Here is a 13,081-nt window from a genome sequence, read left to right on the forward strand (position 1 = left end):
TGAAGATTCCGCACATAACATGCAGATTATTAATAGAACAATATTTTTCATAAATAGGTTATTTAGGCTTTTAATGAGTGCAATATATAGAAATTAAAAAAATTAATAGTTTTTTGTATTATAAATACGTGTTTCTATGCGCTTAGTTATTGTAAATAAAAAAAGTGAAATTCTGATTTTGGTTTGATTTTGAGTAGACCTTATGGGTGAGCGCATTAGGGATTGAAGTGAAACATTCATGTTCATGAATTCATTAATATAAAATAGAAAACCATGAATAAAAGCCCATAGCCCTACGCAGGAGATGCGAGAACTTGTAACGGAAAACCCGACCCTTGGGGAATGCCCAAATTATTAAACAATAGTGACTTTTTAGTAGATTAAGAGTCTAAAAACTAGAGAAGTAAAAAATATTTGAACTTTTTTGTAACAAAATGAGTATTGATTACGTATAACTATTGAACGACCTATTTATTCACAATTAAATTCAGGACAACATTAGATGAGACAACTTAAAATTACGAAGCAGGTTACTAATAGAGAAACCGCATCGTTAGATAAATATCTACAGGAAATTGGTAAGGTTGATTTAATTACAGCCGACGAGGAAGTTGAATTAGCTCAACGTATTAAGGCTGGCGATCAGTTAGCTTTAGAGAAGTTGACAAAGGCTAATTTACGTTTCGTAGTATCTGTTGCTAAACAATACCAAAACCAAGGGCTTACTTTACCAGATTTAATAAATGAAGGTAATTTAGGTTTAATTAAAGCTGCACAACGTTTTGATGAAACGCGTGGTTTTAAATTTATATCGTATGCTGTTTGGTGGATTCGTCAATCGATTCTTCAAGCATTAGCTGAACAATCGCGTATTGTACGTTTACCTTTAAACAAAATTGGTTCTATTAACAAAATTAATAAAACGTTTGCTTTTTTAGAGCAAAGTCATGAGCGTCCGCCTTCTGCTGAAGAAATTGCAAAAGAGTTGGATATGACAATTAACGATGTTAAGGAGTCTATGAAAAACTCTGGACGTCACGTAAGTATGGATGCGCCTTTAGTAGAAGGTGAAGATTCTAACTTATACGATGTATTAAACTCTGGTGAGTCTCCAAACCCAGATCGTGAATTATTACACGAATCTTTACGTACAGAAATTGAACGTGCGTTGGAAACTTTAACACCTCGTGAGGCTGATGTTATTCGTTTATACTTTGGTTTAGGAAACCAACACCCAATGACTTTAGAAGAAATTGGTGAAACTTTCGATTTAACTCGTGAGCGTGTTAGACAAATTAAAGAAAAAGCTATTCGTAGATTAAAACATACGTCTAGAAGTAAAATATTAAAAACCTATTTAGGATAGTAATTTTTAGATAATAATTACGACTAAATTACAGTAACAACAGTTACAAAATAACTGTTCGTTTTTTGATTGATGAAAGAACCCGCGGCTGATTACCGCGGGTTTATTTTTTGGGCGTTACCACAAGGGTCGGGCTTTCTGTTACAAGTCCTCGCTTCTGCGCTAAGGTGCAAAAGCTGTGGGCTATCCACTTCAATCCCTAACGCACCTATAAGCCAAATTCAGTTCTAACTTATAGCTTTATGTAATTCTAGAAACGACAGCGAAATTATTCGTAATAACCAAAACATCTTTTTACCTTAGCGAAACCAACCAAAAAAACCCTCATATGCTAAAAACCATTTGCTACATAAGTGACTCTCGAGAATATGAGTCATTAGAAAATGTAAAAAAAATTTACACCAAGGCGAAACAAAACAATTTAAAGCTAAATATTACTGGTATTTTAATATATCAGAATGGCAACTTTTTACAAGTACTTGAAGGTCATGAAGAGCAGGTTGACAAAACTTATGAGAAAATTAGAAATGACTCGAGACATAGAAATATTATAAAAGTAATTAACAATACTATAGAACAACGGATATTTGAAGATTATAATTTTGGGTTTTCAATTATAAAGAGCAGTCAAGAATTTAATGAATTAAACGACTATCTTAACTGGTTAAAACATGCCGATAATAAAATAGCAAATAAGGTTATTTTGATGGTGGAAAATTTTATAGGTATCATTAGCTAAATAGCTTCTAAAATATTTACTTTTGTATCATATTTTAACAAAAAACAATGAATTCTAAATTAATAGCACCCTCCATACTGGCAGCCGATTTTGCTAACCTTCAACGCGATATAGAAATGGTTAATAAAAGTGATGCCGATTGGTTTCATATTGATATTATGGATGGTGTTTTTGTTCCAAATATTTCATTTGGTATGCCAGTTTTAAAAGCTATTAGTAAACATGCTAATAAAACTATTGATGTGCATTTAATGATTGTAGACCCTGACAGATACATTAAAACTTTTGCTGAATTAGGAAGTAATATTTTAACCGTACACTATGAGGCTTGTACACATTTACATCGCACGCTTCAGGCTATAAAAGCTGAAGGTATGAAAGCTGGTGTTGCCTTGAATCCGCATACAAATGTTAGTTTATTAGAAGACACCATAAATGATATTGATTTAGTTTGTATTATGAGTGTTAATCCTGGTTTTGGAGGCCAGAGTTTTATTGAAAACACTTATAACAAGGTAGAACAACTTAAAGCCTTAATTACAAGAAAAGGCGCATCAACCAAAATTGAAATTGATGGTGGTGTGACCAACAAAAACGCAAAACAACTTGTTGATGCTGGCGCAGATGTTCTAGTAGCAGGTAGCTATGTTTTTAAAAGTTCTAACCAGCCCGAAACCATAAAAGATTTAAAAGCTTTAGCCAATTCTTAAAGTAGTTTTTCCAAATAGTATAATAAATCGGTAGACGATACAATACCTACCAATTCTCCATTATCCACAATTGGTAATGCATGAAAACCTCTTTCTGCCAAAATTCTAGCAACCTCTTTTATTGAAGCATTACTTCTAACGGTTACAACATCTTTCGCCATTACTTGCTCAATTGTAAAGGAATTATATACTACAGAATCAACAGAATCCGTATCATCTGAGGTTTCAGAAAAACTAATCCGCATTAAATCAGTAAAACTTAGCATGCCTATTATAACACCATTAGCCATTACCGGAATATGTTTAATTTTATGCCTTTTAAACAAAACTTCAGCTCTTTCTAAATCTTCACTAGGCGTAATTGCAATAATGTTTTTGGTCATTATTTCAGAAATTGGAATTTGCTGTCTCATAATTTTTAGGTTTTAAATTCTTTACTAAAATTACATCACTATTAAATGAAATTTATCAATTATTAGAAATTAAACGAGATTAAAAAATTGATTTAAAACTGCAATAACAGGTATTTTATAAGGTCTGTTGTAGTTACTATACCAACAAGCTTATTATTATCAACCACAGGCAACGCATGAAATTCTTTTGTTGATAGAATTTCTGCTACTTCTTTTATTGAATTTGAGGAAGATACGCTTACAACACTATTTTTCATAACTTGTTCTATACTAAACATATTATAAACCAATTCATCAGCCGAACTGTCGTCGCTGTCAGTCATATCGGCAAAACTTAAACGTAGGAGGTCTGAATAACTTAACATCCCAATAATTTTTTTGCCATCAACTACAGGAATATGTCTAATTTTATGACGTTTAAATAAGTGCTCTGCTGTTTCTAATTTATCTGTTTTTTTTAATGTGATGACATCCTCAGTCATTATCATTGAAATTGGCGCTTTTTTTATCATGACATTAATTTTTAAAATTTAGTTACTCTAAAATTATTAAACTAAACACTGAAAAACCATGATAAAAGTCATGGAGAAGAATTAATTACCCTTAAAACCAAAGTAGAACTATTATTTCTCTTTATAATTAACACTAAGGTTCAAGATAAGACTTAAAAAAATCTTCTAAGGCAACATCTGATAACTGAGTACTTTAAGCAAATGATTGTTAAACTAAGTAACTTGTTATATAATATGCTACACTAAATATAAATGATTTTGTCCCGTGGTTAAATCCATTTTATATAATGTAACAACATAATTGTTTATTTTTATATTAGTTAATATTATGAATTTTAAAACTCCTTTTAAATATGACATCATCAACCAAAGCTCAGTTATTAAAAACAAGCACGCCCACAATAGCAACCATATTATTTAAATTAGGCTTTAAAAATCAATTTATTCAAGATGTTAAACCATTGGCGTACGGAAAACCAAATATGGTTGGAGAAGCGTATACCCTTCGTTATATCCCCGCCAGAGAAGACTTAAATCCTATCACCGTATTTAGAGACCCAAAGCATCCACAGCGTGTTGCGGTAGAACAATGTCCTGAAGGATCCGTTTTAGTTATGGACAGTAGGAAGTCTGCCAGAGCGGCTTCAGCAGGATCAATTTTAATAACCAGACTCATGGTTCGCGGTGCAGCTGGCGTAGTTACAGATGGCGGATTTAGAGACTCAGGCATTATAGCAAAATTACCCTTCCCTTCTTTTCACAAAACACCTTCGGCTCCTACAAATTTAACGCTGAATCAAGCATTAGATATTAATGTTCCTATTGGCTGTGGAGATGTAGCCGTTTTTCCTGGAGATGTTATAGTTGGTGATGACGATGGGGTTATGGTAATCCCTGCACACGTAGCCGACAAAGTGGCTGAAGAGGCAAGCAAAATGGAATTATATGAAGCTTACGTTACGGAGAAAGTTATGGAAGGTAGACCAATTATTGGTTTATACCCTTTAACTTCTGAAGACAATATTAAAGATTTTGAAAATTGGAAAGCATTAAAAGAACACTAGTGCTTTTGAAAACAAAAAGACTTTGCTTACAAATTCAAGCAAACTTGAATTTAACAGCAAAGTCTTTTTTATATTCGTGACCTCGAGAGGGTTCGAACCTCCAACCATCAGAGCCGAAATCTGATATTCTATCCAGTTGAACTACGAGGCCATTTTTCAATATTCAATATTCAATATTCAATATTCAATATTCAAAACTAAATTATTAATTGTTTTGCTTCGCACAAAAATGTGAATATTTTAAGACAATTTTGCCTTTACAATATTTGAAATGGTTTTACCATCAGCTTGTCCTGCTAATTCTTTACTTACCATCCCCATAACTTTCCCCATATCTTTCATGCCTTCTGCTCCTACTTGATCTATGGTGGCTACAACTACTTTTTCAATTTCCTCATCGGTTAATGCTTCTGGCAAAAACTGACTAATTACTTCTGCCTCATCAATTTCAGGTAAGGCTAAATCCTTTCTGTCCTGTTCCAAATAAATGGCCGCACTATCTTTACGCTGCTTAACTAACTTTTGAAGTAATTTAAGCTCTTGCTCTTCTGTTAATTCTTCTTTCGCACCACTTTCAGTCTGAGCCAATAAAATAGCCGATTTTACCGCACGTAATGCTGTTAAAGCTGTTTGATCTTTTGATTTCATAGCTGCTTTTAAAGCTGTCATTACTTCTTGTTGTAAACTCATAATTTTATAATTTTAACTGAATGCGAAGATAAAGAAAAGTTGGAAGTACAAAGTTAGAAGTATGAAGAAAAAGAAATAAAAAAAGATTCCCTCATTCGATGGAATGACTAAATATTACTAAATAAAAAACCCGAAAAATTGAGGGAACTTTTCGGGTCATTAAATAACACACTAGGTTAAATTAGTAATAACTAGTCTACGTTATCGTGTAGAAATGAGTTATTACTTCTTAATTGAATATCATCATTATCATCAACACCAATACTTGTTCTTGACATATCGGTTTCAGATGAATGCTTTGCATCGTTTAAATCAATACCTTGACGTCTGTAAGCTGGTATTTTTTCTATATCGTCAATTTTGGCATTATTAAACTTATAATTAAAGTCTTTCATTTTACGTCTGCGTTCTTCAGCACGTTCTTTTAGCAATTCAGAAATCGGACTATCCATTGGGTCAATTTCCTCTGCACTTTCTTCTTTTAAAGAAGGTTTTGCAACCATCTTTCTTTCAAAAACCACCTCTTCATCAACTTCTTCTAATACTTCTTTTGAAGTTTTTTGAGTTTTATTCATTGAAGATTCTACTTCAATATAATCATCCAAAGCATATCTAATATCACCTTTTTCGTTAGTCTCATTAACCGTAATTAATTCAACGTAATCATTAACCGCTATATCTTTTACATCATCTGTTAAATCATAAGAAATATCATCATCCATTTCTTCTTCAACTTCATTTGAATTTGACAACGGCAAATCGAAAGTTAAAGTGATTTGTTGCTCTTCTTCAATATAGTCTGAAATGACTTCAATATCTTGAACATCTTCAATATCAGCAATCATTCTAGTTACTGGCTTGATAATAAAGTCATCTTCTTCTTCAAGGTTAGAAATAGCAGCGCTTACTTCATCATAAACAACATTGATGTTTTTTATGATTTCTGAAGTTGGTATTAATTTAAATTCCTCTTCTACTTTTTTAACTGGTTCCTTTTTTGAAAAAATAACAGTTTCTTCAGGTTCAATATCTAAAGTATGACGCACAATTGGTGTTTCTTTCTTTTCTTCTAACACAATAATTGGCTCGATAACAACAGGCTCCTTAACTTTTACTTTTGCTTCTAATTCTTTATCGTCACTTAAAGAGTGTACTACTTTTTTAGTTTCCGTGTTAGAAATTTCATCTTGTTGTTCAATATTAAAACCAGTTGCAATAATAGTAACTGCGATAGACTCCTCTAAAGATTCATCTTCACCAACACCCATAATGATATTTGCGCCATGGCCAGCTTCATTTTGTATATGATCATTAATTTCTCCTATTTCATCAATAGTTATTTCTTGAACACCAGAAACGATTAACAGTAAAACATTTTTAGCACCTGTAATTTTATTATCATTTAACAAAGGAGAATCAAGCGCCTTGCGAATTGCCTCCTGAGCACGATTTTTACCTGAAGATAACGCCGATCCCATAATGGCAGTTCCACTATTACTTAAAACCGTTTTAGCATCACGTAAATCAATATTTTGTGTGTAGTGATGTGTAATAACTTCAGCTATACCACGAGCAGCGGTTGATAACACTTCATCTGCTTTAGAAAAACCTGCCTTAAACCCAAGGTTTCCATAAACTTCACGAAGTTTGTTGTTGTTAATTACAATTAAAGAATCTACTACATTTCTTAATTTTTCTATCCCTTTTTGAGATTGCTCAATACGCATTCTACCTTCAAACTGAAAAGGCATGGTTACAATACCTACTGTTAAAATGTCTAAATCTTTAGCCATTTTAGCAATAATTGGCGCAGCTCCTGTTCCAGTTCCGCCGCCCATTCCAGCAGTAATAAATACCATTTTGGTATTAGAATCTAGCATTTGAGAAATATCATCAAAACTCTCAACAGCCGATTGCTCACCGATATCTGGGTTTGCTCCTGCACCTAACCCTTCGGTTAAATTTAAGCCTAATTGGATTTTGTTTGGGACACCACTATTTTGCAAAGCTTGGGCATCTGTATTACAGACATAAAAATCAACGCCTTTAATACCTTGTTGAAACATGTGATTTATGGCATTGCTACCACCGCCACCAACACCTATGACTTTTATAACATTAGATTGATTTTTGGGTAAATCAAATGAAATACTTGTTTCGAATTCTTTTTTGCTGCTCATAAAATTCTGTTTTTTGGGGATTTTGTACTTAATATTTTTAATTCAATGGTTTTAATTACTCCGCGTTATCTAAAAAATCTTTAACGCGCTCTGTTAATTTATCTAGGAAAGAGCGTCTTTCCTTAACAGGTGGTTCTTTTGTTTCTTCTTCAATAGCAGATTCTGCCTCGTTATTAATTTGCTCTTCTTGCAATTCAATTTTCTTTCTTTCTTGGCGTTTTAAACCATCTAACACCAAACCTACTGCCGTTGCGAATAGTGGGCTTGTAACATCATCATCACTATTGCCAGCTAAATGCTCATTAGGATAACCTATTCTGGTATCCATTCCTGTTATATATTCTACTAATTGCTTTAAATGTTTTAATTGCGCACCTCCACCAGTTAAAACAATCCCAGCTATTAGCTTTTTCTTTTGCTCTTCGTGTCCGTAATTTTTTATTTCAACATACACTTGCTCTACGATTTCAACAACACGCGCATGAATAATTTTTGATAGATTTTTTAAGGTAATTTCTTTTGGCTCTCTTCCTCTTAATCCAGGAATAGATACAATCTCGTTATCCTTATTTTCCCCAGGCCATGCAGAACCAAATTTAATTTTCAATAATTCTGCTTGCTTTTCAATAATTGAGCAACCTTCTTTTATATCTTCAGTAATCACATTTCCTCCGAAAGGAATAACTGCTGTATGACGAATAATACCGTCTCTGAAAATAGCTAAATCGGTAGTTCCACCACCTATATCAATTAATGCTACACCAGCTTCTTTTTCTTCTTGACTCAATACAGCATTTGCTGATGCTAAAGGTTCTAAAGTGATACCTTCTAAATTCAACCCAGAACTTTGTACACATCGTCCAATATTTCTAATGGATGATACTTGCCCAACAACCACATGGAAATTTGCTTCCAAACGACCTCCATACATGCCTATAGGCTCTTTAATTTCAGCTTGACCATCAACTTTATACTCCTGCGGCAAAACATGAATAATTTCTTCTCCAGGAAGCATAACCAATTTATGAACCTGATTAATTAACCTATCAATATCATCCTCATCAATAACCGTTTCAGAATTCGAGCGGGTTATGTAATCACTATGTTGTAAGCTACGAATGTGCTGTCCTGCTATACCTACCGTTACCTCATCAATCTTCATATCTGCAGCAATTTCAGCTTCCTGAACGGCTTGTTGAATAGACTGGATAGTTTGCGTTATATTATTTACAACACCGCGGTGCACACCCAAACTTTTAGATTTACCAATACCTAAAATCTCGACTTTCCCGTATTCATTCTTACGACCAATCATAGCCACAATTTTTGTGGTTCCTATGTCTAATCCTACTGCTAAATTATGCTCCATAGTCTAATTTTTGGTACATATTACTTGGTTTTCAAACTGTAAATTCACTTTACTGTAATTGTTCAAGGTGTTATCTTTTTGATTTTTTTTATAAAATGCCTTTAGGTTATTAATTTTTTTATCTAAAAAATCTTCATTACCTAACTTTACTAAAAAATCACATTTTCTAAGTCTTAAATAAAGCTCTTTATTAATATCTTGATGAATCTCAAAAACATGTTTTTTCAAAAACTCATCTTCATTAATTTTTCGTGCTATTTTATAAACGTTTTTTAAATTATTTTTTTCAATATAACCAGTAACCAATGGTACTCTTGCGGAATAATTTTTTGACAATGGCATGTATAATCCTTCATCATCAATGTAATAAGACGCATTTGTACTTATCCTTGCAATAGGCGTTTTTTGCTCTATTTCTGCGTTAAGTGTGCCATTTACAGCAACATACACTTCTGCAGTTTTTATCATTGGATTAGATTTGAGGGTATTTTCTAATTCATTCAAAACTAAAGTTTCTTTAGGCATGTTTTTAACACCACCGTAATTTTGTATTAACAATTTACTAACAGTCTCATTTGTTATAAAAAGATTGTTTTCTCCAATGAATTTAACATGTGGTGCTGATAAATTTCTATGTGCATTTCTTGATGATGAAAATGCAAACAGAAAGACCACTAAGCCTAGCAATACAATCATTTTTATGTAATTCCAATTAACTCGCAACGCTAAATTCTTTTTTAATTCGTTTTACTTCTTCTCCAATATCACCAGCACCAATAGTTATAATAACCTGAGCACTACTTTCGTGTATTTTAGCTAGTAAGTCTGATTTACCCACCAACTGCTTGTTTTTATTATTTACTTTGTCTAGCAGCCACTTTGAAGTAACACCTTCCATTGGCATTTCCCTAGCTGGATAAATCTCTAACAAAATAAGTTCATCAAACTGCGATAAACTTTTAGCAAAATCATCAGCAAAATCTCGAGTTCGGCTAAATAAATGTGGCTGAAAAATAGCCAACACCTTTTTTTCTGGATACATTTCTCTTACCGCCTGATGTACAGCATTTATTTCTTCCGGATGGTGCGCGTAATCATCAATAAACACCAAATCGTCAGTTTTAATATGATACGTAAACCTGCGTTTAACTCCTTTGTATGATGCTAAAGCATTGGCGAGCTGTTGGTATGGGCAACCGTATTCTACAGCCATCGCCAAGGCTATTAATGCATTCGACAAATTATGTCTACCAGGCAGGTTAAATTGTAAATTTTCAAGTACCGTTTTTGGTGTTTTGACATCAAAAACATATGTACCGTTTTCTATTTTTATATTTTGAATATTGTAATCTGAATCGTCTTCAATGCCATAGGTAATCCCCTTTAACGGTAATCCATTTTTAACAAACAACTTGCCGTTAGGTTTAATTCTTTTTGAAAAGTCTATGAAAGATTTTTTCAATTCTGAAGCATCACCATAAATATCTAAATGATCAGCATCCATTGAAGTAACACAAGCAAAGTCTGGCGATAACGTTAAAAACGAACGATCAAACTCATCTGCTTCAACTACAGAAACCTCCGTTCCTTTTAATATTAAATTAGAATTATAGTTTTCACTAATCCCTCCTAAAAATGCCGTTAAAGGCACCTGACACTCATGCATTAAATGTCCTAAAATACTAGTAGTGGTTGTTTTTCCGTGTGTTCCAGCAACTGCCAAACAAAATGTATTTTCAGTTATTAAACCAAGGATCTGAGAGCGTTTTAAGACCTGAAACCCATTATTCATAAAATAGTTTAACAATTGAGAATCCTTTGGAATAGCTGGCGTATACACAACCAATGTGTTTTCAATATTTTGAAATTTTGATTTTATATTAGCAACAGCATCTGAAAAATGAACATCAACACCCAATGCCTCCAAACTATCAGTAATATCAGTTTGTGTTTTATCATAACCAGCAACATCTTTTTTATTCGCATGAAAATAACGCGCCAAAGCACTCATGCCAATCCCACCAATACCTATAAAAAAGACGTTATGTATGTTTTTTAAATTCATTATTCTATTTCAAAAGTTTTTCTACTTCGTCAGCTATATCTTTTGTTGCGTTTGTTAACGCTAATTTTTTTATGTTCGCTCCTAATGTTTTTTGCTTTTCAGGCGAATTCAGTAATTGTGTAAACTTATTTTCAAAATCGGCATCCAAATCTTCTTCTTTTATCATTATTGCCGCATTTTCATTCACAATAGACATGGCATTTTTTGTTTGGTGATCTTCCGCCACATTTGGCGATGGGATAAAAATTACCGGTTTACCAACTATGCATAATTCTGAAACAGAACTTGCTCCTGCCCTTGAAATCACAATGTCAGCCGCAGCATAAGCCAAATCCATATTATTTAAGAATTCAAATACGTGGATACTTTTTGTGTTACCATGAATTTTATATTGCTGATAATACAGCTTTCCACATTGCCATATTATTTGAATATTTTGCATATCAAAAAAATCTAATTTTTTTTCAATTAGCTGATTAACCCTTCTGGCACCTAAACTTCCTCCAATAATTAGCAGCGTTAATTTATTAGGTTGTAAATCAAAAAACTTTTTAGCCTCATCAACTTTTGATTCCACATCCAACAACCCTTGTCGTACAGGGTTTCCTGTTTTAATAATTTTATCCTTCGGAAAAAAGCGCTCCAAACCATCATAGGCCACACATATTTTTTTGGCCTTTTTTGATAATAATTTATTTGTAATTCCTGGATAAGAATTTTGTTCTTGAATTAAAGTTGGAATATTTTTTAAAGCTGCTACATGCAATAATGGACCACTTGCAAAACCTCCCGTTCCAATAGCCACATCGGGCTTAAATGACTTAATAATTTTATAGGCGTTCAAAAGACTACTGGTTACTTTAAAGGGAAAACTTAAGTTCTTTAAAGTAAGCTTTCGCTGAATTCCAGAAATCCATAAACCTTTTATATCATATCCAGCTTGAGGTACTTTTTCCATTTCCATTCTATCACTAGCTCCAACAAATAGAAACTCAGCATCTGGAAAACGAGATTTTAACTCGTTTGCAATAGCGATGGCAGGATAGATATGACCTCCTGTTCCTCCTCCAGATAATATGATTTTATAATGACTCATTTACAACGCTTCTGAAAGTATTTCTAATGGATTATCTTCATTTATTTCTTGCTCTTTTATCTCTTCTCTTTTTGCACTAACACTTAATATGATCCCTATGGCTAAACACGTCATCCAAATAGAAGTTCCTCCACTACTAATAAGCGGTAATGTTTGGCCAGTAACTGGGAATAACTCAACCGCAACAGCCATATTTATTAATGCTTGAAATACAATCGGTAGACCAACTCCTAACACTAGAAGTTTCCCAAAAATGGTATCTGATTTCTGAGCAACGATCACAATTCTGAAAAGCAACCAGAGATATAAAATCATGATTACAGCCCCTCCTAACAAGCCATATTCTTCAATAATAATCGCAAAAATGAAATCGGATGATGATTGCGGTAAAAAATTCTTTTGCATACTTTTCCCCGGACCTACACCCCAAATTTGACCTGTAGCAATGGCTATTTTTGCTTTCTCTATCTGATAATCTGCCTCAGTATCTTCAGGGTTTGAAAAACTTTCAATTCTTCCCATCCAGGTATCAATTCTATTTGGCATCGCATCTGGAAAGGCTTTTGCAATCAATACAAACAATACTAAAACCAATATTCCAGAACCAATTATAACCGCTAAATAGCGTAAAGGATACCCGCCAAGAAAAACCAACATTACAACCATTAAAAACATGATTGCTGCTGTTGAAAAATTAGCAGGAAGAATAAGAATTAGTACAAAAAAAACAGGAATCCAAAGCGGTAAAATAGATGCTTTAAAGGTTACAATTTCATCCTTAATTTTCGACATGTACCTTGCCACATAAACCATGAGAACAACGGCTGCCAAAGTGGATGTTTGAAATGACATTCCCACAAATGGTATTTGAATCCAT

At 33.2% G+C, this 13,081-nt stretch carries 13 protein-coding genes and 1 tRNA gene; 4 read left to right on the forward strand and 10 right to left on the reverse strand.

The annotated features are described in order from the left end of the window. Positions 1-502: 502 nt before the first annotated feature. The 3 genes from WBN21_RS06515 to rpe all read left to right on the forward strand — a co-directional run bounded on the left by WBN21_RS06515 (position 503) and on the right by rpe (position 2,815). Complete coding sequence (locus WBN21_RS06515) at positions 503-1,366, forward strand: sigma-70 family RNA polymerase sigma factor (RefSeq protein WP_072402889.1); 864 nt, start codon at positions 503-505, stop codon at positions 1,364-1,366. Between the two features lie 328 nt (positions 1,367-1,694). Continuing rightward, positions 1,695-2,105 (forward strand): BLUF domain-containing protein, encoded by a 411-nt coding sequence (locus WBN21_RS06520; protein ID WP_424198593.1) that lies wholly within the window; start codon positions 1,695-1,697, stop codon positions 2,103-2,105. Between the two features lie 47 nt (positions 2,106-2,152). After that, positions 2,153-2,815, forward strand: coding sequence for a ribulose-phosphate 3-epimerase (gene rpe / locus WBN21_RS06525; protein WP_424198595.1), 663 nt, complete (start codon positions 2,153-2,155; stop codon positions 2,813-2,815). Here rpe and WBN21_RS06530 read toward each other — a convergent pair. Continuing rightward, entirely contained in the window at positions 2,812-3,228 is a 417-nt protein-coding gene (locus WBN21_RS06530) for an HPP family protein (protein ID WP_424198597.1), read from the reverse strand. The two genes, rpe and WBN21_RS06530, sit on opposite strands and share 4 nt — an antisense overlap. 92 nt (positions 3,229-3,320) lie before the next feature. Further along, positions 3,321-3,740 carry a CBS domain-containing protein gene (locus WBN21_RS06535; protein ID WP_424198599.1) on the reverse strand — a complete coding sequence of 140 codons (420 nt, stop codon included), beginning with the start codon at positions 3,738-3,740 and terminating at the stop codon, positions 3,321-3,323. Positions 3,741-4,093: 353 nt separating this feature from the next. On the opposite strand from WBN21_RS06535, the gene WBN21_RS06540 reads away from it, so the two are divergent. Then, entirely contained in the window at positions 4,094-4,804 is a 711-nt protein-coding gene (locus tag WBN21_RS06540; protein WP_424198601.1) for a ribonuclease activity regulator RraA, read from the forward strand. A gap of 77 nt (positions 4,805-4,881) precedes the next feature. On the opposite strand, the gene WBN21_RS06545 is transcribed toward WBN21_RS06540, so the two are convergent. The 8 genes from WBN21_RS06545 to WBN21_RS06580 all read right to left on the reverse strand — a co-directional run. Further along, a tRNA-Arg gene (locus WBN21_RS06545) sits at positions 4,882-4,955 on the reverse strand. Positions 4,956-5,044: 89 nt separating this feature from the next. Then, the gene (locus WBN21_RS06550) at positions 5,045-5,494 is read right to left on the reverse strand and encodes a GatB/YqeY domain-containing protein (RefSeq protein WP_424198603.1); all 450 of its coding nucleotides are present in this window, start codon (positions 5,492-5,494) and stop codon (positions 5,045-5,047) included. A gap of 191 nt (positions 5,495-5,685) precedes the next feature. Continuing rightward, positions 5,686-7,674, reverse strand: coding sequence for a cell division protein FtsZ (gene ftsZ / locus WBN21_RS06555; RefSeq protein WP_424198605.1), 1,989 nt, complete (start codon positions 7,672-7,674; stop codon positions 5,686-5,688). Positions 7,675-7,729: 55 nt separating this feature from the next. After that, positions 7,730-9,043 (reverse strand): cell division protein FtsA, encoded by a 1,314-nt coding sequence (gene ftsA, locus WBN21_RS06560; protein WP_424198607.1) that lies wholly within the window; start codon positions 9,041-9,043, stop codon positions 7,730-7,732. 3 nt (positions 9,044-9,046) lie between these two features. Continuing rightward, positions 9,047-9,739, reverse strand: a complete 693-nt coding sequence (locus WBN21_RS06565; protein WP_424198609.1) for a cell division protein FtsQ/DivIB — start codon at positions 9,737-9,739, stop codon at positions 9,047-9,049. A gap of 16 nt (positions 9,740-9,755) precedes the next feature. Then, complete coding sequence (gene murC / locus WBN21_RS06570; RefSeq protein WP_424198611.1) at positions 9,756-11,108, reverse strand: UDP-N-acetylmuramate--L-alanine ligase; 1,353 nt, start codon at positions 11,106-11,108, stop codon at positions 9,756-9,758. Positions 11,109-11,112: 4 nt separating this feature from the next. Further along, positions 11,113-12,204 carry an undecaprenyldiphospho-muramoylpentapeptide beta-N-acetylglucosaminyltransferase gene (gene murG, locus WBN21_RS06575; RefSeq protein WP_424198613.1) on the reverse strand — a complete coding sequence of 364 codons (1,092 nt, stop codon included), beginning with the start codon at positions 12,202-12,204 and terminating at the stop codon, positions 11,113-11,115. After that, a partial coding sequence (locus tag WBN21_RS06580; protein ID WP_424198615.1) for an FtsW/RodA/SpoVE family cell cycle protein occupies positions 12,205-13,081 on the reverse strand: 877 nt, incomplete at its 5' end.

Origin of the sequence: Algibacter sp. (assembly GCF_049667265.1) — a bacterium.
GTDB lineage: Bacteria > Bacteroidota > Bacteroidia > Flavobacteriales > Flavobacteriaceae > Algibacter_B.

Excerpts from the sequence above, each read along its gene's own strand:
- WBN21_RS06520 (WP_424198593.1), top strand. The coding sequence starts at position 1,695 with ATGCTAAAAACCATTTGCTACATAAGTGACTCTCGAGAATATGAGTCA.
- ftsZ (WP_424198605.1), bottom strand. The coding sequence starts at position 7,674 with ATGAGCAGCAAAAAAGAATTCGAAACAAGTATTTCATTTGATTTACCC.
- murG (WP_424198613.1), bottom strand. The coding sequence starts at position 12,204 with ATGAGTCATTATAAAATCATATTATCTGGAGGAGGAACAGGAGGTCAT.
- WBN21_RS06530 (WP_424198597.1), bottom strand. The coding sequence starts at position 3,228 with ATGAGACAGCAAATTCCAATTTCTGAAATAATGACCAAAAACATTATT.
- WBN21_RS06515 (WP_072402889.1), top strand. The coding sequence starts at position 503 with ATGAGACAACTTAAAATTACGAAGCAGGTTACTAATAGAGAAACCGCA.
- murC (WP_424198611.1), bottom strand. The coding sequence starts at position 11,108 with ATGAATTTAAAAAACATACATAACGTCTTTTTTATAGGTATTGGTGGG.
- WBN21_RS06565 (WP_424198609.1), bottom strand. The coding sequence starts at position 9,739 with ATGATTGTATTGCTAGGCTTAGTGGTCTTTCTGTTTGCATTTTCATCA.
- rpe (WP_424198595.1), top strand. The coding sequence starts at position 2,153 with ATGAATTCTAAATTAATAGCACCCTCCATACTGGCAGCCGATTTTGCT.
- WBN21_RS06540 (WP_424198601.1), top strand. The coding sequence starts at position 4,094 with ATGACATCATCAACCAAAGCTCAGTTATTAAAAACAAGCACGCCCACA.
- WBN21_RS06535 (WP_424198599.1), bottom strand. The coding sequence starts at position 3,740 with ATGATAAAAAAAGCGCCAATTTCAATGATAATGACTGAGGATGTCATC.
- WBN21_RS06550 (WP_424198603.1), bottom strand. The coding sequence starts at position 5,494 with ATGAGTTTACAACAAGAAGTAATGACAGCTTTAAAAGCAGCTATGAAA.
- ftsA (WP_424198607.1), bottom strand. The coding sequence starts at position 9,043 with ATGGAGCATAATTTAGCAGTAGGATTAGACATAGGAACCACAAAAATT.